Source organism: Kamptonema animale CS-326 (genome assembly GCF_028330895.1).
In the GTDB taxonomy this organism is placed as follows: Bacteria; Cyanobacteriota; Cyanobacteriia; order Cyanobacteriales; family Microcoleaceae; genus Kamptonema; species Kamptonema formosum.
The window spans coordinates 1-23,143 of record NZ_JAQMUA010000260.1 but is presented as its reverse complement, the minus strand read 5'-3'; the positions used below and the strand labels follow the sequence as shown (position 1 = coordinate 23,143).

The 23,143-nt window shown below is 41.9% G+C and carries 20 protein-coding genes; 9 read left to right on the top strand and 11 right to left on the bottom strand.

The window, feature by feature from the left end; translation table 11 throughout:
* Positions 1-234: 234 nt before the first annotated feature.
* Both PN499_RS15255 and ccsB read right to left on the bottom strand, forming a co-directional pair.
* Entirely contained in the window at positions 235-639 is a 405-nt protein-coding gene (locus PN499_RS15255; RefSeq protein WP_272032844.1) for a KGK domain-containing protein, read from the bottom strand.
* Positions 640-871: 232 nt separating this feature from the next.
* Positions 872-1,921, bottom strand: a complete 1,050-nt coding sequence (ccsB, locus tag PN499_RS15250; protein WP_272032843.1) for a c-type cytochrome biogenesis protein CcsB — start codon at positions 1,919-1,921, stop codon at positions 872-874.
* A gap of 368 nt (positions 1,922-2,289) precedes the next feature.
* Between ccsB and PN499_RS15245 the strand changes: the two genes are divergently transcribed.
* Complete coding sequence (locus tag PN499_RS15245) at positions 2,290-2,493, top strand: hypothetical protein (protein ID WP_272032842.1); 204 nt, start codon at positions 2,290-2,292, stop codon at positions 2,491-2,493.
* On the top strand, positions 2,480-2,821 hold the full coding sequence (locus PN499_RS15240; protein ID WP_272032841.1) for a type II toxin-antitoxin system PemK/MazF family toxin: 342 nt from the start codon (positions 2,480-2,482) through the stop codon (positions 2,819-2,821). The genes PN499_RS15245 and PN499_RS15240 overlap by 14 nt, the downstream gene beginning before the upstream one ends.
* A gap of 148 nt (positions 2,822-2,969) precedes the next feature.
* On the opposite strand, the gene PN499_RS15235 is transcribed toward PN499_RS15240, so the two are convergent.
* Positions 2,970-3,383 carry a DUF4926 domain-containing protein gene (locus PN499_RS15235; protein WP_272032840.1) on the bottom strand — a complete coding sequence of 138 codons (414 nt, stop codon included), beginning with the start codon at positions 3,381-3,383 and terminating at the stop codon, positions 2,970-2,972.
* Between the two features lie 2 nt (positions 3,384-3,385).
* Entirely contained in the window at positions 3,386-3,727 is a 342-nt protein-coding gene (locus PN499_RS15230; RefSeq protein ID WP_272032839.1) for a DUF6883 domain-containing protein, read from the bottom strand.
* Positions 3,728-3,830: 103 nt separating this feature from the next.
* Between PN499_RS15230 and PN499_RS15225 the strand changes: the two genes are divergently transcribed.
* Genes PN499_RS15225 through PN499_RS15215 form a run of 3 tightly spaced genes read left to right on the top strand, consistent with a single transcriptional unit; the run spans position 3,831 to position 7,093 of the window.
* Positions 3,831-4,283, top strand: coding sequence for a hypothetical protein (locus PN499_RS15225; protein WP_272032838.1), 453 nt, complete (start codon positions 3,831-3,833; stop codon positions 4,281-4,283).
* Positions 4,284-4,299: 16 nt separating this feature from the next.
* On the top strand, positions 4,300-6,513 hold the full coding sequence (locus PN499_RS15220; RefSeq protein WP_272032837.1) for a Z1 domain-containing protein: 2,214 nt from the start codon (positions 4,300-4,302) through the stop codon (positions 6,511-6,513).
* Between the two features lie 7 nt (positions 6,514-6,520).
* Positions 6,521-7,093 (top strand): hypothetical protein, encoded by a 573-nt coding sequence (locus PN499_RS15215; protein ID WP_272032836.1) that lies wholly within the window; start codon positions 6,521-6,523, stop codon positions 7,091-7,093.
* A gap of 126 nt (positions 7,094-7,219) precedes the next feature.
* Here the strand turns inward: PN499_RS15215 and PN499_RS15210 are convergent, their stop codons facing one another.
* Positions 7,220-8,914: a DUF3352 domain-containing protein gene (locus tag PN499_RS15210; protein ID WP_272032835.1), complete on the bottom strand. Its 1,695-nt coding sequence runs from the start codon at positions 8,912-8,914 to the stop codon at positions 7,220-7,222.
* Positions 8,915-9,231: 317 nt separating this feature from the next.
* Here PN499_RS15210 and PN499_RS15205 point away from each other — a divergent pair, with 317 nt between their 5' ends.
* Positions 9,232-10,365: a hypothetical protein gene (locus tag PN499_RS15205; protein WP_272032834.1), complete on the top strand. Its 1,134-nt coding sequence runs from the start codon at positions 9,232-9,234 to the stop codon at positions 10,363-10,365.
* Between the two features lie 43 nt (positions 10,366-10,408).
* Here the strand turns inward: PN499_RS15205 and PN499_RS15200 are convergent, their stop codons facing one another.
* The 3 genes from PN499_RS15200 to cofH all read right to left on the bottom strand — a co-directional run bounded on the left by PN499_RS15200 (position 10,409) and on the right by cofH (position 13,384).
* Positions 10,409-10,633 (bottom strand): hypothetical protein, encoded by a 225-nt coding sequence (locus PN499_RS15200; RefSeq protein ID WP_272032833.1) that lies wholly within the window; start codon positions 10,631-10,633, stop codon positions 10,409-10,411.
* A gap of 124 nt (positions 10,634-10,757) precedes the next feature.
* Positions 10,758-11,855, bottom strand: a complete 1,098-nt coding sequence (locus PN499_RS15195) for a hypothetical protein (RefSeq protein ID WP_272032832.1) — start codon at positions 11,853-11,855, stop codon at positions 10,758-10,760.
* Positions 11,856-12,223: 368 nt separating this feature from the next.
* The gene (gene cofH / locus PN499_RS15190; RefSeq protein WP_272032831.1) at positions 12,224-13,384 is read right to left on the bottom strand and encodes a 7,8-didemethyl-8-hydroxy-5-deazariboflavin synthase subunit CofH; all 1,161 of its coding nucleotides are present in this window, start codon (positions 13,382-13,384) and stop codon (positions 12,224-12,226) included.
* A 294-nt stretch (positions 13,385-13,678) separates the two neighbouring features.
* Between cofH and PN499_RS15185 the strand changes: the two genes are divergently transcribed.
* Both PN499_RS15185 and PN499_RS15180 read left to right on the top strand, forming a co-directional pair.
* A complete protein-coding gene (locus PN499_RS15185) occupies positions 13,679-14,902 on the top strand; it encodes a glycosyltransferase (protein WP_272032830.1) in 1,224 nt (407 codons plus the stop codon).
* Positions 14,903-14,966: 64 nt separating this feature from the next.
* A complete protein-coding gene (locus tag PN499_RS15180) occupies positions 14,967-16,973 on the top strand; it encodes a glycosyltransferase family 39 protein (RefSeq protein WP_272032829.1) in 2,007 nt (668 codons plus the stop codon).
* 146 nt (positions 16,974-17,119) lie between these two features.
* Here the strand turns inward: PN499_RS15180 and PN499_RS15175 are convergent, their stop codons facing one another.
* From PN499_RS15175 to msrA, 3 genes are all read right to left on the bottom strand, one after another.
* Positions 17,120-20,425, bottom strand: a complete 3,306-nt coding sequence (locus PN499_RS15175; RefSeq protein ID WP_272032827.1) for an EAL domain-containing protein — start codon at positions 20,423-20,425, stop codon at positions 17,120-17,122.
* A gap of 578 nt (positions 20,426-21,003) precedes the next feature.
* Positions 21,004-21,612, bottom strand: a complete 609-nt coding sequence (locus tag PN499_RS15170) for a DUF3318 domain-containing protein (protein WP_272032826.1) — start codon at positions 21,610-21,612, stop codon at positions 21,004-21,006.
* A gap of 126 nt (positions 21,613-21,738) precedes the next feature.
* Positions 21,739-22,416 carry a peptide-methionine (S)-S-oxide reductase MsrA gene (gene msrA, locus PN499_RS15165; RefSeq protein WP_272032825.1) on the bottom strand — a complete coding sequence of 226 codons (678 nt, stop codon included), beginning with the start codon at positions 22,414-22,416 and terminating at the stop codon, positions 21,739-21,741.
* 68 nt (positions 22,417-22,484) lie between these two features.
* On the opposite strand from msrA, the gene PN499_RS15160 reads away from it, so the two are divergent.
* Positions 22,485-23,093 (top strand): LysE family translocator, encoded by a 609-nt coding sequence (locus PN499_RS15160; protein WP_272032824.1) that lies wholly within the window; start codon positions 22,485-22,487, stop codon positions 23,091-23,093.
* Positions 23,094-23,143 lie beyond the last annotated feature (50 nt).

Here is a 23,143-nt window from a genome sequence, read left to right as displayed (position 1 = left end):
GGTAATTGGTAATTGGTAATTGGTAATTGGTAATTGGTAATTGGTAGTTGGTAATTGCTTATTCAGGGTTTATGCGCTATGAGCAGAGAAACCGGGTTTTTATGGAATCTGTGCGTTGGAACGAAGTATTTTCGTAAAAAACCCGGTTTCTGGGCCAGCTTGGTAAGTCCAACAACTAACAACTAACAATTAACAACTAACAACTAACAACTAACAACCAACAACTAACAATATTTAGCTCCACATTCCCACACTTTCAGGATTACCGTCGGGATACATGGATATAGGAAGCTCGTTGTAAGTTTGCTCTGCATTTCCCTGACCATTATCTGTAGTTGGATAACCGTTATTTGCTCCGGGAACAGTCTCTTCTTCATCTCCTACATTATAAGAGTTATCTTCTACTTCTAAAGTATCGGGTGTAAATTCTAAACGCAACCTAACTTTTCCTTTTTTCCAGTTTTGCCCAGGACTTAAAAGTTCGCACTCTATGCCGTCAATAAATAACTCTTCGTCGGATATTTTTGACTGTAAGATTGTCATAAATTCGCTAACTTTGAACGTGCATTGAAACATTAAAGCGCTGGCACTGGCAGATAAAACATCGTCACTCTTGAGCAAATTATCTGTATTGTTCATGTCGATTGTCCTTGGTAGTTTTTCAAGTCAACTAGGCGGTTGAAGCCGTGTTTACACAAACTAAACCCGCGTGCGCGGGTTTCAAAGACCTCCCTTTGTCTTTAGTCCGCGTAGGCAGACTTTGTTTGTGTGCCCGCGTTGCTTCGTGAATCTATCGGCTGGGGCAGTTGAAACCGTTTCTGGGCGGTTGAAACTTTTCAGAATTGGTATTGCCAAAGGTACGGAAGTCTGATTAGAAAAACCAGCCGTAAGAATGGAGGCCCTTTCCTAATAGATTAACTCCTAAATAGCAGACCCAAACTACGAAAAATCCTGTTGCTGCTAAAATTGCAGGTTTTCGTCCTTGCCATCCGCGAGTGATGCGGGCGTGCAAATAGGCGGCAAATACTAACCAAGTGATTAGTGCCCAAGTTTCTTTCGGGTCCCAACTCCAGTAGGAACCCCAAGCTTCGTTAGCCCAAACTGCGCCGGCGATGATGCCAATGGTAAGTAGGGGAAATCCTAAACCAATGATACGATAGCTGATGTTATCGAGAGTTTCTGCTAAATTCAAGCGCTGGGGAGAGAGGAGTTCAGTTTTTGAAACGGGGGATGTTTGGGTGGCAACTAATTCTAAGACAGCGGTTTTGCTGTGACCATTGTTGTTAGAGATTGCAGTGGTTGCAGGGGAAGTAAGTAGATTATCTTCTGGTTGAATTACGAGGTTTTCAGGGCGTTGGAGGCGGTTGTCACCGTTGCGGTTGCTGTTGGTTCCAAAAGAACTACCGGTGAGTATGATGTTTTGGCCGCGAGTGACGATCAGGAAGGCGATCGCTAAGAGTGCGCCTACCATTAAAGTTGCATAACTTAGCATCATGACGCTAACGTGCATCATCAGCCAGTTTGACTTGAGGGCGGGAACTAGGGGTTCCGCTGATTGCATGGTTTCGGGCAAAGTCAGGGTGGCAAAGGCTGAAATTGCCATTGCTACGGGGGATGTCGCTACTCCGACTAAGCGAGATCCGCTCATATTTTCAGCCAGGATGTGGATGGCTGTAATGCCCCAAACTAAGAAAAATAGGGATTCGTAAAGGTTGCTTAAGGGGAAGTAACCGGCTTCTAGCCAGCGAGCCCCAAGCAAAGCTGCGATCGCAAGATTGGCGATCGCCATTCCCGCAGTACCTAAAGCTGACAGATAGGGGATACCAGGAAATGCTGCGCCTCCCCAGTAAATCAGCATGGTGGCGAAGAGAAGGGCAAATGAGATATTATCCAGCGAGTTCTGGAGTGCAACCAGATCCATCAAAGAGTTCTCCTATGAAGTTTTAGTGTATCTATACCTAAGCATATCGATCCTACTGGGGAATGTGGCTTTTTGTTGTGGCACTAAGAGATTTTCTGAGATTGTGGGCTTTTTAGAGAATTATCCTAACAACATACTCAGCCTAGTTGCGATCGCTTAGCCCACTTATTAGTCCGAGTCGGAAAGGCAGGTAATGAGGGGGCGAAGGTTCAGCTATTCTTTAGAATGGGCAGATAAATTTTGCGATCGCGCAGTTTTAGGAAAGATGATAAAATGGTGATTTACATCTTCCCTGAAAGTGTAGATGGATCGGCAGTACCAAGCGAGTAATTTGCTTGGGGTGGTTTTGTACAATTAATAAAACAGCCATGAGTAATATTCCTATTCAAGAAGAATTGAAAGAATTAGAAGACAAACTAGAAGATGAACTAGAATGGGATGATTCAGAGGAAATAGACGAAAGTGAATGGCTAAAAGCCGCAGCAAGCAACCCAGTTTTTGCTTTTCTCTATGACCCCGAAGAAGACATCTACACCTTAGCTGACGGGAAGCCAGTTGATGATGAAGGGTAAAATTGTTCTGGTGCGTTTCCCATTTGATGATTTGTCAGCTATTAAGCTACGTCCAGCACTTTGTTTAACTAATCCAGTGGGAGCGAATAATCACATTGTTCTAGCTTTTATTACCAGTAAAACTCCACCGGATTTGATGGAAACAGACATTGTGCTTGATGCTAATCATCCTGACTTTGGCATTACAGGCTTAAAGAAGCTATCTACTCTCAGGTTAGATCACTTAATCACACTTCGTAAATCGATGATCTACCGTGAGATCGGTAAATTGTCAGCAGATACACTGGAGCAAATTGCTGATAAGGTTTGCAATCTGCTAAGGTTATAATAGACCTCTTGCAAAAGTTGCTGAACCTCAAACACTCTGTGAGTTAGGAAAAAGAAGTTTGAACAATAGGAGTCAATAGTGAATCTTTGATTAAGGTATGGATAGGGGAACGGTTAGAAAAACACCTAATGGAATTATCATAAGCTATTCAATAATTTTGCTCGATTTTCCGCGTATTGATTTGTTGCTCTTTGTCGCGCAAAAACTCAGCAAAATCTCGGAATTCGGCTAATTTCACATCAGGTAGTTCATCTAAAATGCTCTGCAAATGCGTCTGCAATCCTACTGTCTCGCTGGCAGGTTTATAGAGTTGTAATTGGTGGGGATAAATGGTTTCAACACCTATCGTTTCTACAAAAGATTGCGGTTCTTCTGGGGTCGCTGGTACGAAATTTTCCTGTGCGTCATATTTCACCCAATCCCCAAATAATTCTACCATGTAGGCTTCGCCATTTTTAAAGACTTCCACAATTGCTCCTACTGTTCCTATTGCGGCTGTTCCCCCATCGGTGAGGGGTATTTCTTCTGTAAGTTTTACTGAATCAAACATTTGAAAACGCATCTTTATAAACCTCCTAATCTATCGGGAACTGCTGTGACAAATCGAGCGATATCTTCATTAAATAGGATAATCCAAATGGTGCGAATTCGTCGGGATATGCCATTGGGGCCGGTGATGCGGATGTAAGCGCGGTAGCGATCGCCATATTCGTTAGTATCTTGGGGTTGCAGCATCTCCACCGATACGACTGCTAAAATAGCATCTTGTATGGCTTCTGGGGAATCGAAACCCAATTCTGAACGCCCAAAATTTTGTTTGTCGCCTCCTTCTCCCGGTTTACTGGCCCGGTTGAAGAGGTATTGCGCTTTACTGAGGGGAATTTCTAGGCGACTCGCTAGGGTCATAAATTCTATGCTTAATGGGGAAATCTGGGATTTTTTGTGGCTACTTATACACTTAAAAATCTGGTTGTTGAAAGTTGAGTAATGAGATTATTATATTTAATAAATGATTAACGATCAGGAATTTCTACACGGTGCAGCGTTCTTAAGACTCATTAACTATAGATACAGGATTACCATCACCCATGTCTCTGCAATACATCAGTCAATATACTTAGTTGAAAGCGATCGCAGTAAGTCAGCTATTCTCTTCAAGGTTTCTAAGAAAGCTACTTCTGCATGGTCTTTCACCTTGAGTGCTCAGGAAAAATCTGCTCTAGCTACTCTGTATGACAAGTATCCTGACTTTTCGGCATTTATAGCGCTAGTCTGTCACAAAGACGGTATCTGCTGTATAGCTGAAGAGCAATTGTGGAGTATAGTTGATAAAAATGCAGATATTAGTCAACACATATCCGTGTCTAGGTCAACTAACGGAAGTTATCATGTAAGTGGCCCAGGCAGGAAGCAGATGAAGCAGACTGTACCTCAGAATGATTGGCCTCGCGTAGTTTTGTAAAATAAAGAAAACCGCCATGAGTAAGATCCCTATTAAAACTGATGAACATTGTATTAACAAGTTTCTTGACAGGATTAAGAGCAAACTTGGAGACACAGCCGCAGAACAATTAAAGCAATCTGCCGTTGAAATTGTTCAAAATTGCGTTGATGTTTACTCCACAACACTTGGATCTGGTGATGTTGGTGCTACAGGAACAGGTATTGTTAGCAATCATCATAAAGGCGAAATACCTTATGGTACGACTGGACTAATCTATGGCAAAGTCCAAAGCGGTAAAACGAATACTACCATTGCTACGCTGGCACTTGCTGAAGCTAATAAATTCCGTTGCTTCATTGTATTAACATCTGATAATACATGGCTAGGTAAACAAACAGCAGAGCGTTTTGCCAATCAGATCAAAGGTGGCCCAGTTGTCTTTAATTGGGAACAATGGAAAAATGATACCATAGAATTTGCTAATCAACTGCAAGACTATATTAATGATACTGGTGTTGTCTTAGTATCTACAAAAAATGTGCGTCACCTTGAGAACTTGCTTAAGGTTCTCAAGTCTGCTAAAGCCAGTAGCGTACCCACTCTGATCTTTGATGATGAGGCTGACAATGCTAGTCTAAATACCAACGAAGCCAAGCAAGCTAAGAAGGGAAAAAATACGCTTCCTGATAGTAAAATTTTTGAAATTATTGGCAAGATTAGGAAAGAAGTTGCTAATCACATATATTTACAAATTACAGCTACTCCTCAAAGCTTGTTGCTGCAAACTGTTGACAACCCCTGTAAACCAGCCTTCTGTGTACTCTCTAAACCAGGTGATACTTATATAGGAGGAGACATTTTTTTTGAAGAAAATAGCCAACACTGCTGTGTAATAGAACCCGAAGAATTGGATAAGTTAAAAAAACAGGGAGGAAGTATAAACCCTGGTAACAATTGGGATATGCCGCCAGGACTGAAATTAGCGTTGTGCTGTTTTTTTGTGGGTTCAATATATAAAATGAAATCAGCAAAAGATATAGATGCTAAGTATTCTTTTCTAGCTCATCTTGACCACAAGCGGATTACTCACAGCACGTTGGGAAAGGTTATTCGCAGCTTTGTTGTAGAGCTTGACAAGGCTCTGCGGAATCAATCATCTGTCACAAAGCGAGAGGATGCGCTCAAGTGGCTAAGTCAAGCTCATGCGGAGTTAAGCAAAACAGCCTCTAACTTACCACCTCTCAATGACCTTGTTGTGGAGCTAGAGTCTGAGTTACGAAGTGCTATACCAAAAGTTATTGATGCTAATAATCCAGAGAAGGAACCGAAATACAACCCAGGTATAAACATTCTAATTGGAGGAAACCGCTTAGGGCGTGGTGTAACTATTGAAGGATTGATGATTACTTATTACGGGCGTGATCCCAAGCAAAAGATGATGGACACAGTTCATCAGCACGCACGAATGTTTGGTTATCGCCAGGAATTGTTAGATGTTACTCGCCTCTTTTTACCCAAACACATTTTAGAAGATTTCCGTGCTATCCATGAGTCAGATGAAGGTATGCGTCAAGTAATTGATGAAGATACTGGCAAAATAAAGCTTACGCCAGTGTGGGTGGGTAGAAAACTTAGACCCACCCGTGCAAATGTCCTTAATCCAGCAGCCATTGGTGCATTTATTCCAGGATCTGCTATTTACCCCCGCGATCCACTGTGGAAAGCTTCTGAAGTTAAAAAACACACAGAAGCACTTGATAATCTTCTGTCCACATTTAAGGGAGATGAGGAATACCATGAAGTAGATATCGACGATTTAATCAAGATTATTTCAGAAATGCCAAGCCGTTTCTGTTCTGGTTATGACTGGGAAGATGAGCGAGTCAAACAGGCGCTTCAAGCCATGAAAGTAGCAGGTATCCATAAGGGTATTCTCAACGTTCGTCGAGGTAAAAGGGGTGGTGGTGGGTTGGACTTGAGTAACCAAGATCGACCTTGGCCGGGTTCTGGTTTTGCATACAGTGAGTGGGTAAGTAAGCCCAGACAAAAATACACTGATGTCCCTGTACTCGTTGTTATGTATGAAAAAGGTGAAAAACAAGATAGGTGGGATAATCAACCTCTCTATTTGCCAACACTGATTCTGCCTAAGAGTAAATTTATCTTCATGTTCAATTACTCAGAGGAACCAGAAGAAGTAGAAGATCAACAAGAAGATGAAGTAGAAGGGGATGAGTCAGTGGAGTAAATAAATTATGACTCAATCTCCTACGACAATATCAATTGATAGCATCCTCGAACAAGATGCCGAATCTGTACTGATTTGGGTAAAAAAGATATTTTCAGATCAAACCGCCAAACCACAAGATTTGAACTGGCTGCTATTAGCCGATGTTTCCTCTGCTAAGGCTCGAAAATGTCAAAATGATTCAGGTTTACCCGATCGCAAATGGGCAGAAATAGCAACTACAATTTACGATCGCCTAGCTAATGAAGCCGAGCGCAAAAAAACAGGAAGTGGCGAGTCTTTTACCATTTCCTCAATGATGCTACGGGCTGGCGCGATCGCAAAACTTGGAGTAATTTCCGATCATCCTGTTCTCGATGTTAACTTAATTTTACAATGGTTTTGGGATAACATCAAAGAGTCGCCCGAAGATGTGGAAAAAAAGGCGGCTAATTGGAAAACTCTACCCATTGCAGAAACTCGCGAGTTAAGACAACTTAAAAATAGATTGAAAGTTATCGCAGCAATCGCTGATAGCGATAAATATGTTTTAGATGAAAAACTAAATACTTGGCTTGACCTGCGCGATCAACTACCATAAAAAAACTTGGGAGATGCTAAAAGTCCAAGTAAATCCTTGAGATCCGTAATGGAAATATTAACTTAGGACATACTTGTAACTCAGAAGAGCGGATATATTGTGTCACCACTCTTCTGTCACTTATTCCTACTTCGGAGAGCTCTTAACAGTGGGAGAGGGGCCCGGCGGGGTACTAGCTCGATCGACTTTTTTCAGTTGCACAAAAGCATCGTAGCGAATGGTACGATCGCTCACCACAGCAGTTGTTACCCCAATAGAACGAATGGCATCTACCCACATTTTCTGATTAGGTGGAAGTTCAGGGATGGCAAGGTTTTTGGGGTTGAAAGCCCGTTCGACATCAATAAAAAAGTTGCCATTATTGGGTGTAAGTTCTGATCGCATCGTATTCTCGAAAATTTCGCTTCCTAGCAGGGGGTTGCTAGGCGGAGGTAAGATCGCATTTGCCACTGGAGCTCCCACTGTCATAAACGCCACGTTATTTTTCATCCAGCCGCGAGTCACGCTTACTCCCCCAAAAGGTGCTGTCCACTTAACAGCGGGTTGACCCCCAGCCTGAGTTTCCTCAACCTTGAATTTCTTAGTTTTCATCACCTCATCTAATTGTTTGAGGGATTTATCTGCGGCTTTGCGATCGCTAGCTTCTACCATAAACACAAACCCCGCCCACAACTTCCCTGGAGTATTTGAAGCCGCAGGCGCAGGAATCAGGGACAGGGAAAATTCTCCCTTCATCCAGTTGATAAAATCCTTATCCCAATCCATACCAGTGCTGGATTTAAGCCCCGATCGCACTGATTCGGGAGGGAGGGGCGCGATCGGGTTGCTATCCGCACCCTGGGCGTAATCCTGCCACAAACGTTGCAAATTGCCGCCCGATATAGCGATTAGCGTATTATTGGGGAGACGGGTGAGCATTTTTTCGGCATTATTTTCTACTGCCAGTTTTTTCTGGGAGTTAGGTTTCAGCCAAGAAATCGATTTAAAGGCCATTCCCTCTGATTCCAGGGTAACTGCTGTGGCAAACCCTTGAGTTTCCAGTTTCTCTAGATTTTGCTGTGAAATTGGCCGTGCGGAGTTGAGGGAAGCGTAGGCGGCGCTGACTGGGACGTTAAAATATACTTGAGCGAAGGGTTGATTAGTTTTAATTTGTTCTAAAGACTCTGCAAAACCGGGGGTTGTGGCTAGAGAGGCTTCGCCTTTGTAGGTGTCGATCGCCCGATCTGTCGCCTTGGCATCTGTGGTAACGACGAGATATTCTGAGCCAAGGACGGCGACTGATAAGTTGCGATCGGGTACTCCTTGGATTTCGGCAACTTTAATGCCTTTGTAATTGCGCTCAACCATTTTACCTTGATTGACGGGCTTCGGCTGGGCTAGCAGTTCTTTTGCTTTAAGGGGGTTGGCGATCGGCATGACGACGGCGACTGACTGTTGCGCGGGGGCCACTGAGGAGACTGGTGGGACGCTATGATTTGGTAGGAAGGCGATCGTGACTTCTTTGCCTACCCAAGGCTGGATGTCTTGCTGGTAGCCGTAGCCATTAGCAGTCAGGAGGCGATCGCGCAAGTCTCCTAAGATGCGATCGAGAGCAGCTTTCGACTCTGGAGTGCCATACTCCCGCAGTTTATCCCACTCTTTGCTATCAGTAGAGAGGGAAATGGTCATCATCGCATCCTGCGGAATAACGCTAGCACCTAATGGCAGATCTTTGGTGCGGCCCCGTGAAACGATTAATAAATAGGCTCCGATACCACCAGCAATTAGTAAAACGGCGGCTCCAACGGTGAGCATTAAGGAAGTTTTATCTTTTTTTAGCATTCGTGGCAACGGGCGATGTGTGTAATAGATGAGTTCAGCAAAGGAATAGCTTGATTAGGATTTACGTCGAACCATGAGAGAAACCGGGTTTCTGGTTTAAATATTTGTCCCTATTCATGTTTCTGCCTAAGTCCTATCTTATGATAGTCTCTATGATAGTCTATCGCTAATTGACAATTTTTTCGCTATCAATCCAGAGAATAGGGTAATCGGAATGAAGAGATATCACTTCCTTTGATGAAAACATATTTTGAGGCTCAACTGATCAATTAGTTATTTTATAACATTTGCTTTTTGTATTTGCGAAGGATTGGAACATGACCGTACATTTACCTAGGATTGGCATAACTACTTGTCAAAGAGCAAAAGCATTACTTGAAGAGTATCCTCAAAATATTGTTGGTAGTTTTTGGATAATGTGTGGTTACGGATTTGAATATGATAAAATTAAAATTCCTGAGTGGTGGATTGATAATGTTTTAGAAGAGAATCAAGCACAAGGTATTATTAACGCTTTTGAACAAGGTTATTTTGAGGGAGACCATCACAACCCTTTATATTTAGGATTTTGTATTATTATCGTCGCAGATTCATCGAACCCTGCTCACTTATCTTATGTAATTCAACATCTTAGGATGTGGGAATATGAAGGAATTGGTTTGTTAAGATTAATGGCAGACCATAATATATCGGCTCATACAGAAGTTTGTTTCCCTGAGCATTTTTTAAGAGATCGTTATGGAGATAATAATTCTACTTATGACTATCTTCGAGAAACGCTATATCGTTGGTCAGTTCAAACCTGGGAAGATTATTGTAGTTATCTAATGGCTGAAAATGGTCAATCAATGCTTTCTAACTATTACAGACAGATTAATGCAATTAAAGATAAAGTAAAAGCTACTGTTGAAAAGGGTGATAAACCTCTAGTTTTAACAGAGGGAGAAACTGACCCAATTTATATTAAAACCGCATTAGAACTCCTGGGAGAAAAAGAAATTTTGGAACAAGTTGATATTGAATGGGTAGGTGCTTCTATCGGTAAAGGACAAAGTATAAATACTGGTGATAGTGGCTTAAACAATACCAAGGAAGTTCTACTTTCTAAGCCTCACTTCATAACCAGAAAAGTATTGCTTCTCTATGATTGTGATACTAAAAAACCTAATGAAGACCATGAAAAATTGAAGATTAGAAAAATCCCTCAGCAAGACAATCGAAAGATAAAAAAAGGAATTGAAAATTTGTTTCCAGATCGTTTATTTACTCCAGACTTCTATTCACAAAAAACAAAATTTGGGGATTATGGAGAAGAGAACCAGATTCAAGAATTCCAAAAAATGAGATTTTGCAAATGGATATGTGAACAAAAAAGACAAGTTAATGATTTCGCTGATTTTAAAGTAATTATTGATATTATCAAGGAATGTTTGGGTACAGTTATTTTCTGAGCCAATTCTGCAAAACCAGATGATTCAAAAACAATTCTTTTGCTCATTGCAAGTCCTCTAAGTTAATTTCAACTAAATTTTGCCGAGCTTTAACATTTTCAACGGCTTTCAAAAGTCGATTCTTATTGACTTCGGATTTTAAAAGATATTCAGTTTCATCAAACTCAAAGACAATTATTTCAATCTCTTTATCTCCAAAAGTCGCTTTGATTTGTTCTACAAAATTATGATTTAGTTCGCTGGCTTTTAAATGATAAACTGTTGACATCGTTTTTACCTCTTTCGGGTTATGAAAATTATACAGTAGCACATAGGCTGTGAAACACAATTACTACAATCCTAGCAGTCCATAATTTATTAGTATCCTTCCCAGAAACACAATTCCACTCGCATTAATGTCTCGCCTTAAAATCCTTAAAAATTGTCTGCAACGAATACATCAGCCGATTCACATCATTTGTCCCCCCTGGAACGATATTAAGTTCCCACTTTTTCCGCGCCGTTGTCAATAACTTGGCGACAGAATCAGAGGAACTATTGGAGATAAAATAGCTACCGCCTTCATAACGGATATCTGACGCTAATCCGATAAAAGAACCAGCAATATCGAGTTTTAGCGGTGATGTATAATACTGGGATTTAATGGCGATAATTACCTGAGAATGTCGCGGTTCGCGGTTGAGCAATCTACAGAGATCGCCCTCTTTTTGGTACAATACTAATAGGTTGCATTCGTGGAGTACGCCTGCTCTTCCCTGAACTTTTACGCCGATGTGAACTTCTAGAGGAGGTTTATTAGGAAACTCGATCGCAGCATGAGTATAGGGATGTACAGTTCCATGAATTTTACCCGGATTTTTTCTAAATACTAAAGAGTTAGGATTCCCATCGAATACATCTTTATAATAAATCTCTCCTTCTTCATTGGCAATCGCCTTCAATAAGATGGTGAACAGATAAATATTAAAAATATTGGATTGCTCAACATAAGCATTAAAATTACGGTCGATCGCCCCGTTTAACTTGAAGCCAATTTGCTGAATTAGAGGAGATATTTCTCGGCTATCTGTTGTTCTCGATAGCAGTTGATTAAATATTTTCTTCAAGGCAACAGCTTGTTTATTCCGAGGGGAAATCAATTCTGAAGTAAACTCAATCTCTTTACCAACTTCATCCGAATCAGCAAAGGTAATTTTGGGAGTAAATTGAGATTTTTCGGCTTCAATTTTCAGGAAATATGCAATTTCATCCTCCATTTCGGCCGTATCGATAACTGCTTGTTCGACAGCTTTTGTCAACAGCCGTAATTGTTCCTCTGGGGTATAATCTTCTATCTTTAGCAGAGGAGTTTTTCTTTTAGAAGTTCGCTCTTCTATAGTTTTACCTGTCCGTACTGTATCAGCAACCTGTTCGGCAACCCAGCCTAAATTAAAGTCTCTGAGCATCGCTGTCAGTTCTTGATAAGCTGTGGTATATTCTTTTTCATTCATTTGTTTTGCTCTTAACTTTTGAATGTTATTCTAAGATTATATCACTTGTTGCCGAATTAATCAAGAAAAAATTTTAACTATCTGTAGAAAAGAGATAGGTCAAACTATTTACATACATATTGCTGGTGATTGCAAGAGCAGTAATATATAGGGGCTAGGGGAAGAGAGGGGAGCAGGGGAGATGGGGAGGATGGGGGAGAGGGGGAAGATGGGGAGGGATTATTAACAATTAACAATTCAGGACTTACGCACCCAACCAAAGAAACCGGGTTTTTTGACGAAAATACTTCGTTTTCACCCACAGATGCTCTCAAAAACCCAGTTTCTGGGGCCATCAGCGTAAGTCCTATTTAATTAAATTCACCTACTTAAAAGTACACTTTAACTTGAGGAAAAGCAAAATCATCAATGCCTAAAGGGCGATAAATTGTATCCCTTTGCCGATAATTTCGCCCCAAAGAACTAATCGCTCTTTGCAAATCTTCCACTGACTGACAACTACCACCAATCGCACCCGCCATTGTCGTAATGTGTTCCTCCATCAAAGTACCGCCGATGTCATTACAGCCCCATTTCAAAGCTTCCGTAGCTCCAGCAATTCCTAATTTTACCCAACTTGGTTGATGATTAACAATCCAATTGCCTAGAAAAATTCTAGAGACGGCTGTAAGTAACAAAATATCTGCCAAAACTGGCTGATCTCGCCCTACTCGTTTTCGCAGAGAAGGCGGTGCGTGCTGTCCAACAAAAGGCAATAGAATAAACTCAGTAATCCGAGCTGGATAGCCTTTCTCACAAGCAGTTTGCTGGAGCTTGAGTAATTTTTCCAAATGTAAAATCTGCTGTGATGCTGTTTCAATATGTCCGCACAACATCGTGCTAGTTGTTGGCAATCCTAATTTATGAGCAGTTTCTACAATTTCTAACCAAGTCGCTGAGTTAAGTTTCTCAGGACAGATAATTTTCCGTACCGAATCGTCGAGGACTTCCGCCGCTGTTCCTGGCATTGAACCCACGCCGGCATCCCGCAAAGCAGCAATAACATAGTTGAAACTTAGGCTATCTTCTCTAGCAATAAATTGTATTTCCTGGGGCGAGAAAGCGTGTAAATGTAGTTGAGGAAATTTATCCTTAATAGTCTCAACCAAGCGCAGATAATAAGGTAAAGAAGCTCCATTAATCTTAGCTTTTAGATTTAATCCCCCCTGCATACAAATTTCGGTCGCGCCGAGATGGACTGCATCAGTTGCTTTTGCTAGAATTTGCTCCCAATCTAACCAAAAAGCGCCCGGATCTTCTTCATCGCGGCGAAAGGCACAAAAATTGCAGTGCTGTTCGCAAATATTGGTAAAATTAATATTGCGGTTGACTACGTAGGTGACACTATCCCCTGCTTGCAAAGAACGAAGTCGATCGGCCGCAACTTGAATAGCAGCAATCCGATCTGGTTCTTTCTGCTGCAATAGCACTAATGCCTCGGCGGTTGATAAATCGCAACCATCTAAGGCGCGACGAAGAATTAGATCCACAATTATTCCTTCCAGGCTCAGCGATAAAAGGTGTTTCCTAGAGCTAATGGCTTTTTTATCTTAGCGCGACAATTAGCTAAATATTTATATATACTTCATTGTAGGATATGTAGAGCGATCGCGCGTTACCGAGATCGAAAGCATCGAGTAGGCTTGAGTAACGCTATTGCTTCGCTGAATCTTACATTCCTTTAATTTTTAATTTTTAATTTTTAATTATTTCAACTATGGACTATCGGCGATCTAAAGATTAAAGTCTAAAAGTGCGATCTGCCAATTTCAGATATTATAACTATGAGTTTCAGCCAACCAAACAGCCTTTTGCCAGTGCCGTTAGGTGCATTTGAGGTTCCAGGACAGACATTTGAGCCTGTATCTTCTACGGATGCTCAAGCCGGCAATGCACCCATTTATTTTTCTCTGGTGATTCCGACTTACAACGAGAGCAAGAATGTCAAAGCCATTGTCGCGCAATTGAGCCAGTTACTCGACAGTAAAATTCCTGGGGAATATGAGCTAATTTTAGTGGATGATAACAGCCCCGATCGCACTTGGGAAGTTGCCCAGGGAATTATGGCTGAATATCCGCAGTTGCGAGTAATGCGTCGCCAAGAAGAGCGAGGCCTTTCTACAGCGGTGATTCGCGGTTGGCAAGTGGCGCGGGGTGAGATTTTGGGGGTAATTGATGCGGATCTTCAACATCCGCCGGAAACGCTGTTAGAACTTTTAGGGGAAATTGAGCGCGGCGCTGATTTGGCGGTAGCTAGTCGCCACGTTGCAGAGGGTGGTGTCAGCGACTGGAGTGTAGTCAGACGGGTTTTATCTCGCGGAGCTCAAACCATCGGGTTGGTGATCTTGCCGGGGGTTGTAGGCAGAGTTTCAGACCCAATGAGTGGCTATTTTATGGTGCGCCGTGATTCCATTGCTGGTAAGAAGATGAATCCTACTGGTTATAAAATTTTGATTGAGGTATTGGGAAGGGGAAATATTCGCTGGATTGGTGAAGTTGGCTATGTGTTTCAGGAGCGCCAAGAAGGGGAGAGCAAAGTGACATGGAAGCAGTACGTTGAGTACCTGCAACACTTGCTGAGATTGCGTCTTGACCGTTGGCCATTGGGTCGGTTTTTCCGGTTTGGGGTTGTGGGTTTTAGCGGTGTTTTTGTGGATATGGGGGTGTTTTATTTGCTGCGAACTGTGCTCGGTTTGGCGCTAACTCGGAGTGCAATGTTGTCTTCGGAAGTGGCAATTATCAATAATTTCTTGTGGAACGATCTGTGGACTTTTGGGGATATTTCTAAGCGACAGCCGGGAAAGCGTCAGCAGTTTAAACGGTTTTTGAAGTTCAATCTGATTTGTTTGATGGGGTTGATTTTGAATGTGCTGTTGGTAAATTTGCTGTTTAATGTTTTTGCTGTTAATGAATATTTGGCTAAGCTGATTGCGATCGTGGCTGTGACGTTATGGAATTTTTGGATTAATATGAAGCTGAGCTGGCGGGTAACAGATGTGCAGAAATGATGGGGATGGAAGGTGAGGTAGGAAGTTAATTGTAGGTTTTTTCTGAGTTTAAAGGGGCTTCGACTTGCGGCAAAAATTTGATTTTAAACTTGATGCTTTACACTGGGTGCTACTTTTTGCCTGGACTGCGATCGCGGCGATGCTACGTTTTGCTAATTTGGATTCTAAGCCACTTTGGACGGATGAATTTTCGACGCTGGTTTTCAGTTTAGGCAATAGTTTTCAAGGAGTACCTTTGGATAGAGGGATTCCTTTAGAGGTGCTGTTGGCACCGCTAAAACCGCATCCGGGTGCGACTGTTGGCGATGCGATCGCGCGTTTATTGACTGAAAGCAATCACCCGCCTGTTTATTTTGCTCTGGCTCACTGGTGGATGCAGATGTTTGCACCAGTGCAGGGGTATGCTTCCCTATGGGGTGCGCGATCGCTTGCTGCTTTTTTGGGTGTGGTTTCGGTTCCCGCTATCTACAGTTTAGGATGTCTTGCTTTTCGTTCCCGCTTAGTTGGACAAATGGCAGCGGCGATGATGGCGATTTCTCCTTACGCTATTTATCTTGCTCAGGAAGCACGTCATTACACCCTAGCTATTTTATTAGTTATTGCTTCTTTAAGTTGTCTGTTAATGGCGACTCGATGTGTGGAAAAACGGATTTCTTTACCTGTTTGGCTGGGATTACTTTGGGTAGCCATTAATGGTTTGGGAATTGCAGTTCATTACTTTTTTAGTCTTACTCTCTGCGCTGAGGCTATAGTTTTTACAGTTATATTATGGATGAGTTTAAAAGGTGACAAGGTTCAGTTAGCCTCTCCCCCAATCCCTTTCTTAGAAGGAGAGGAGAGCAGGACTTCCCCCTTCCCTAGTAGGGAACGCGGACTGGGACGGTTGGGTTTGCCTTATCAGAACAGCATTAAATTAAAACCAGAAAATAGCCTAATTAAGGCAATTTATTTATCTAGTTTTTCGGCTTCATTTCTACTACCTGTTATCGGTACGATTGCCAGTGGTTTAGTTTGGTTGCCGATATTTTATTCCAGTAGGTATGGTGACGAATTGACTCAATGGATTCAAAGTAGCGATCGCACGGGTTTTGCTTGGATTAGTCCGATTTTTCAAGCACTGGCGGGTTGGATTACGATCGTATCTTTGCTGCCAGTAGAATCGTCTTCCCTCTCTGTCGTGATTGTCTCTGCGATCGCGATGGTGATATTTTTTATCTGGGCGCTTCCCCTATTTTATAAGGGCATCAAAATCTGCTATTCTCTGCCAGAAAATCGTTTGTCTATAGTTGTTTTAATCGGGTTTGTTTTGAGTGCGATCGCGCTATTTTTTGGCTTTACATACTTTCTCAACATTGACCTTACTCGCGGTGCGAGATACAACTTTGTTTACTTTCCCGCCGCGATCGTATTGGTAGGGGCAAGTCTAGCTTTTATTTTTAACACATCTATAGTTAAAAGTCAATTTTTTAAGCTCTCCGATATTAAAATTTCTGGGAAAAAAGCTGTAATTTTAATATTAATAATGGGATTATTAAGCGGTGTAACCGTAGTTTCAAATTTGGGCTATCAGAAATACTACAAGCCCGATCTTTTAGTTTCTATTATTCGAGAAATATCTAAGGTTCCCGTACTAATTGCTACTACCCATAATACTCACGTACAAACAGGAGAAATGATGGGTATAGCTTGGGAATGGGAATTTGGGGAGATTGGGGAAATGGGGAGAAGGATGGGGAAGATTAGTTACTCTTCTCACTTCAAAGCTCAAAACCATGTTGACTTAGGGAACCACCAGGGTTTAGCGTTATCAGTACAAGGAAGTAATGTCAAAATTCCTTCATCTCCCCCTCCGTTTTTTCTGTTGGCACACCAACAACGGGAAGTACCAGAAATGCCTGCGATTACTTTGCGGAAAACCCTGGATCGACTGGACACACCTTTAGATTTGTGGCTGGTGAATTTCCATACACCAGTTAATTTAGAAAGTAAAAACTGTTCCCTTGACTCTCGCTCTTTCCCACCAGTTGACGGTTACAATTACCAGTTATATCACTGTCTTAACCGCCTGTGAAAAGTTGAAGTGTTTACCGAAGTAACTTCACCTAAGATTAACTTAATATCATAATGTAGGTTAGTACAGCGAAGCGTAACCAACTCTTTGTTAACAGTTAACAATTAACAGTTAACAGTTAACCATTAACAGTTAACAGTTAACCATTAACAGTTAACAGTTAACAAAAATTCTGATGCAATCAGATATGATAGAATTTCTGTCAGAGGTTGCGGTTTTGTAATGAAATATCCCTGTGCGTAATCAACTCCAATTTCTTTGATTCTTTCTAAGATTGCCTCGCTGCTAACAAACTCGGCAATTGTTTTAATACCCATAATATGTCCGATGCGATTGATTGCTTCTACCATTGCTGAGGCAATAGGATCGTTAGCGATATCTTTGACAAAATATCCATCAATTTTCAAGTAATCAACTGGCAAATTTTTCAGATAGGCAAAGGAACACATACCACTGCCGAAATCATCTAAAGCAAAAGAACAGCCTAACTTCTTGAGCTCCTGAATAAATTCTACAGCTTTACTAAGATTAGCAATTGCGACGGTTTCAGTAATTTCAAAACAGACGATTTGGGGTGGAACTTGGTAAAAAGTAAATTGATCTTGCAGAAACTCAATGAAAGTATCATCATTAATACTTGCACCAGACAGATTGATAGCATAAAGAGATTTTTGCAAGGGAATTTGTGCCTTACCATTAAATTTATGATGACCCATCTTTAAGCCAGAATTAGCTAAACTAGAAAATAACTTACGGATTACCCAACGGTCAATTGCTGGCATTAAATTGTAGCGTTCAGCAGCAGGCATAAAGCTACCCGGAGCTACTATTTCTCCGGCTTCATTCAACATCCGCAGTAAAATTTCATAGTGTACTCCTTCGCTCCAATCTGAGGTCAGAGGCGCAATAGTTTGGCAGTAAAGGCAAAAGCGATTTTCTTCTAAAGCTTGATTAATTCGCCCTACCCATTGAGTTTCGCCAAATTGTCTAGCCATGTCACTATCATCAGCTTTATATAGGTGCAAGCGGTTGCAACCTTTCGATTTGGCTGCATAGCAGGCGGCATCGGCTGCACTTAATACATTGGCAGATCCAACATGGCAGGCCATCTCTCGATCGTTACTGCCAATCGCAACTAAACCGATACTAACGCTAATACTAAATGTTTTCCCCTCCCACACAAATCGAAAATTTTGGATTTGCTCTCGCAAACAATCAGCTATTTGGAGAGCATGATTTATTGAACATTTAGAAAGCAACAGACCAAATTCATCTCCGCCTAAACGCGCTAGGATATCTGTCTCTCGAACTTTACTTTTCAATAAAGCTGTTACTTGGCGCAGTAATTCGTCACCGGCTGCGTGACCGCAAGTATCGTTAACTATTTTGAATCTATCTAAATCCAAATAACATAAAACGTGCTGTTGATTTAAAATTTTACTGCTAGTAACGGCTTCTTCTAGCAGCCTTTCAAATTCGTGGCGGTTAATTAATCTAGTGAGACGATCGTGAGTAGCTTGCCATGTTAATTGGTGTGACAAATTCCGCGCTTGCGTGACATTCCGAAAGACTAAAATCGCTCCCATAATTTGACCGGAACTCGCATAAATTGGTGCGGCGGAATGATCGATCGCAAATTCCCGACCATCTTTAGCAATCAAAACCATATTTGTCGCGGTGGCAACGATCCGGTTTTCTCGGAATACTGCTGTAACGGGATTTTCTACTACCTCGCGAGTGGTTTCATTTACCAGTTGGAATACCTCACTTAGGGGCTGACCTTTGGCTTCTTCAGTTTGCCAACCAGTGAGGATTTCGGCAACGGGGTTGAGAGACTGAACCTCACCCTGTGCATTGGTAGCGATCGCGCCATCCCCAATCGATTGTAATGTTACTTGCGCGAGTTCTTTTTCTTGAAATAAAGCTTGTTCAATTTGTTTGCGATCGCTAATATCGCAAAAAGCGCTCAGAATTGCTGCTTCCCCATCAAACATCAAGGCCTCCAGGGAAGCAGAAACCCAAAATGGTGTCCCATCTGCCTTCTTAGCGCGAACCTCGTAATTTCGCAGGTATCCTTGGCACATAAAAGCTTCTAGCAAAGCTTCCCGTTCAGCCAAATCATAGTAAAATTCTGAGGTTTTATGGTGTAAGAGTTCTTCACGATCCAACCCAAAAGTCAGGGCAGTATATTCATTAAGATACAGCGGTACACCGTCGCTAGCACGAGTAATCACTACTGGAATTGGAGTTGCTTCCGACACAGCGCGAAACTTAGCTTCACTTTCCCGTAACGCCGTTTGAGAGAAATCTAGCTGAGTCAACATCTTATTGATCGTCGTAGCTAAACTTGATAATTCATCGGAACCAGGTATTTTTAAATGTTGCGAGAGATTCCCAGAAGAACCGATGGACTTCACGCCTGCACTCAAAGAAGCCAACCGCGATAGGATTAACTTTTCCAGTACAGTTAGACCAACCAGACCAAAAATTGCACCGCCGATCAGAAGCGACCACGTAAAATAACGCAGGCTGGCTTGACCTTGTTTATAAATATCTCTGTGAAGCTCTACTCGCAATAGCAATGATTCTTTTCCGTAGATATCTTTAAGTTTTGCATAGCCTGCGATCGCATCAGCACTTAAAGACTGCACAGTAATTGGACAGTTAGCATTGAAAGCAGAGCATTCTGCATAAGTTTTTACGGAATTAAGCCGGGGTAATCTTAATTCATCGATCTTCAAGATAGAACCCGCTTGCTCATCTTTCGGTATCCCGTTTTCTGGTTGATAGGTACTGATTGAAAATTCAGTCTGCTGAGCTATGCGCTTGATTTTAGTACGATCTAGATAGCGCCCGACAATTAACGTACCTCTGATTGGGCCTTCATATTGATTAGTCAAAATTGGGCAAGAAGCAATCAGTATAGGCAATTCCTTAGTATCTGTCTCTGCCGTTTCGTTGTGGTTGCCCAATCCCTCTGAGAGCATGACAATTCCTGTATGGCAGCTTTTGAAATTCTGGTGAGCGAGCAGGCCTGGATAAGCACGGATATAGTTAAGTATACTCTGAGGAATGGGTTTGGCTTGATAGTTTTGCAAATCAAAACCTTTACTAAAAACAATCTGACCATCGTTGTTGAGAAACAGCATCATATTGAGCCTGAGATTCCCAAAGGTCTGATCGTCAAGATTTGCTTTGATGTAGCGCTTGTTGACATCCTTAATAAATGAGTACGTTTCATCCCAAGGTGCCCAATCTTGAGCGGTGCTATTTAATTGATTTTGCTCATTAGCTAGGGCCTCTATCACCCGTTCGACATTCTGACGGACGCGCTCTTTTTCTAGTTTATTGAATCGATTGAGCAAGATAGTGGACGAAGCTGCATAGAGAACCAAATTTAGACTGACTAGGGTCGCACCAAAGATTAATAATATTTTGTGTCGCAATGTCATGGAGTTTTTTCCTGATAGACTGCATTGAGCGATTGCAACTCATATCAAACCCTGAAAAGTTAATATTAAATATGAGTATACCTGATATTTAATATTTAATTTTCATTTTGAATTGCCCATTACTTACTTACCAGTAATTCCCTGATATAGCCTTTCTCAGAAAGATGAGGTACGTTAGATTCTATGTATATCAAGGCTTTTGAGCTTTAATATATATACCTCATCTACCTGCGAATCGCTATAGCAGGATTAAAGTAAAATGGCTCTAGGGAGCAATCCCCTAGTCGTTGCCCCTGGATGGCGACAAGTACAGGAGGACATAACCCTTACCACTTCTTTACAATTTATTTAGGTTTGTTAGATTTCCTGTAATAATGACTTTGCAACCGGATTCGATCTTGCCCATAACACCTTATTTACACCCAAAATTATTGTCGAGACTGCCTTTGTCACACCGTCAAGGTTAAGCGGTAAAAGAACCGCCCACAAGGCAGAGCTACGTAAGTAATCGGTAATTTCTGTCGGAGAGAGTTTGACAATCTAAGTAATCTCAAGTAAGTGTTCCTACTACTTTAGCCTTAGTCTTGCCTAAGTGTCTCTGGCACTCCCACTGAGGACAGACCTGCGATCGCCCTCAGATTTTGAGAACGAATCAACTCAGTGAAATTTAAACTCCCACGCCCCTCAATCTGGGCGACGGCTTCAATGGCAGAGAGTAAATGCCGAGCAGCATCCGTTTCGCTATAGCCTCGCCGCCCCGCAACCCGAATAGCAGTTTCATCGGCTTCTAATTCTAATTGAGGACTGCGACTCGATTGCCAAATACGAGTCAGGCCTAGCCCCGCTAGACCACCAGCAACCACAACTCCCACTGCATCCCCCTGAACTCCTTGAGCGATCGCACCTAAAATCCCTGCCAGCGCAACGCCTTGATAAAGTTCTGGTTTAAACCACTTGACAGCGCACAACCAGCCCTGAGTACGCAATATCAACAAATCCCGCTGCGGCTTCGACAACCGCCGCCATAGGTCAAAATTGATATAAATCAAACGTTCCTGTTTCCAAGGTAGCGGAAAAGGGCTGTCAATCACTGTTGGTTGCTGTGGTTTGCTGACTATTTTAGCCATCATGCGACCAGAGGCGGGCATGATATCTAAGAGACGGCGAATTTCTGGTTCAGGATTCATAGCGTGTAAGTAATTGCTAATTACGAACAATACATAATTATTGATTAAAATAAACTAATCTTTAAAAATATTTAACCTCTTGCTTCCCGACATGGAAACAAAAGGCTTTTCAATAATTAGCTCAACTTACTTCTTGTATAAATCGGGAAACTGTTCTCGCAACTGAGACAACTTCGGCAAATCATGGGCAACCACATAGGGATAATTCGGATTACGAGCCACAAAATCTTGATGGTAATCCTCAGCCGCATAAAAAGCAGTTAAGGGAACTAACTGAGTAACAATCGGGTTACTGAAAACTTGCGCCTGATTGAGTTGCTGAATATAAGCAGAAGCGACTTGCTTCTGTTCATCATTTGTAAAAAAGATCGCAGAACGATATTGAGTACCCTCATCAGGCCCTTGGCGATTTAACTCTGTGGGATCGTGAGCGATAGCAAAGTAGATTTTTAGAAGCTGTCCGTAAGATATTTGCGAGGGATCGTAGGTAATTTCCACTGCTTCAGCGTGTTCGCTTTCTCCAGAACTAACTAATTCGTAATTTGCCATTGCTTCAGTCCCACCAGAATAACCAGAAACGACAGCAGAAACCCCTTTGAGATGCTCAAAAACAGCTTCTACTCCCCAGAAGCATCCTCCAGCAAAAACGGCAGTTTGTTTGCCCTTTGCCATCGAAATCGAGGTATCAGCAGCCGGGTCTGGTATTCTAGTCTGAGACGCACGACCAGCAAGTGCAGCCGTGAGTAAAATTATCGACAAGCTGCCTACTAGGTAACGGGATAGAGTCAAAATGCGAATTGCCATAGAGTTACAATATTAAATTTGGTGAATCTGCTTGTAATACGTAATAGAACTTATTTTGGATTGCTCCAATGGACATCAGTTTTTTTTCTAGAGGTTTAATCATTGGCTTCTCAATTGCTGCACCTGTCGGCCCCATTGGAGTGCTTTGTATTCGCCGCACTTTAGCTCAAGGCCGCGCAGTTGGCTTAATCTCCGGTTTGGGAGCAGCTACGGCTGACGGCTTATACGGTTCGATTGCTGGATTTGGATTAACATTTATTTCCGGCTTTTTAGTCAGTCAGCAAGTATGGTTGCGAATTATCGGCGGCATTTTTTTATGCTATTTAGGTATTACAACTTTTCTGGAAAAACCCGCACAGTCCGCAGCCGAAGTCACAGGTAAAGGACTTATTGGTACTTATGCCTCAACATTTTTTTTAACTGTGACTAATCCCTTGACAATTTTATCTTTTGCTGCCATATTCGCTGGTTTAGGAGTTGCTAGTGCTGGCAGTAATTATCTGGATTCAGGAATATTAGTATTGGGAGTATTTTTAGGCTCTGCTCTTTGGTGGTTGTTACTTACCATTGGAGTTAGTATACTCAGGAAAAAATTTGACGATCGCTCTTTAATCTGGATTAATAGAACTTCAGGATTAATTATTATTGTATTTGGCATTATTGCCCTTTTAGGTTAACCTGATTAGTAGATTTGTATGGTGGGCGCTCGCCGACAACTGCCTATAGC

What these genes read in the sequence shown, in the direction of transcription:
- PN499_RS15245 (WP_272032842.1), top strand. Translation starts at nt 2,290, where the DNA reads ATGAGTAATATTCCTATTCAAGAAGAATTGAAAGAATTAGAAGACAAA.
- PN499_RS15255 (WP_272032844.1), bottom strand. Translation starts at nt 639, where the DNA reads ATGAACAATACAGATAATTTGCTCAAGAGTGACGATGTTTTATCTGCC.
- PN499_RS15225 (WP_272032838.1), top strand. Translation starts at nt 3,831, where the DNA reads ATGATTAACGATCAGGAATTTCTACACGGTGCAGCGTTCTTAAGACTC.
- PN499_RS15195 (WP_272032832.1), bottom strand. Translation starts at nt 11,855, where the DNA reads ATGAATGAAAAAGAATATACCACAGCTTATCAAGAACTGACAGCGATG.
- PN499_RS15185 (WP_272032830.1), top strand. Translation starts at nt 13,679, where the DNA reads ATGAGTTTCAGCCAACCAAACAGCCTTTTGCCAGTGCCGTTAGGTGCA.
- PN499_RS15235 (WP_272032840.1), bottom strand. Translation starts at nt 3,383, where the DNA reads ATGCGTTTTCAAATGTTTGATTCAGTAAAACTTACAGAAGAAATACCC.
- PN499_RS15240 (WP_272032841.1), top strand. Translation starts at nt 2,480, where the DNA reads ATGATGAAGGGTAAAATTGTTCTGGTGCGTTTCCCATTTGATGATTTG.
- msrA (WP_272032825.1), bottom strand. Translation starts at nt 22,416, where the DNA reads ATGGCAATTCGCATTTTGACTCTATCCCGTTACCTAGTAGGCAGCTTG.
- PN499_RS15200 (WP_272032833.1), bottom strand. Translation starts at nt 10,633, where the DNA reads ATGTCAACAGTTTATCATTTAAAAGCCAGCGAACTAAATCATAATTTT.
- PN499_RS15210 (WP_272032835.1), bottom strand. Translation starts at nt 8,914, where the DNA reads ATGCTAAAAAAAGATAAAACTTCCTTAATGCTCACCGTTGGAGCCGCC.
- PN499_RS15215 (WP_272032836.1), top strand. Translation starts at nt 6,521, where the DNA reads ATGACTCAATCTCCTACGACAATATCAATTGATAGCATCCTCGAACAA.
- PN499_RS15205 (WP_272032834.1), top strand. Translation starts at nt 9,232, where the DNA reads ATGACCGTACATTTACCTAGGATTGGCATAACTACTTGTCAAAGAGCA.
- PN499_RS15175 (WP_272032827.1), bottom strand. Translation starts at nt 20,425, where the DNA reads ATGACATTGCGACACAAAATATTATTAATCTTTGGTGCGACCCTAGTC.
- PN499_RS15220 (WP_272032837.1), top strand. Translation starts at nt 4,300, where the DNA reads ATGAGTAAGATCCCTATTAAAACTGATGAACATTGTATTAACAAGTTT.
- ccsB (WP_272032843.1), bottom strand. Translation starts at nt 1,921, where the DNA reads ATGGATCTGGTTGCACTCCAGAACTCGCTGGATAATATCTCATTTGCC.
- PN499_RS15170 (WP_272032826.1), bottom strand. Translation starts at nt 21,612, where the DNA reads ATGAATCCTGAACCAGAAATTCGCCGTCTCTTAGATATCATGCCCGCC.
- PN499_RS15230 (WP_272032839.1), bottom strand. Translation starts at nt 3,727, where the DNA reads ATGACCCTAGCGAGTCGCCTAGAAATTCCCCTCAGTAAAGCGCAATAC.
- PN499_RS15160 (WP_272032824.1), top strand. Translation starts at nt 22,485, where the DNA reads ATGGACATCAGTTTTTTTTCTAGAGGTTTAATCATTGGCTTCTCAATT.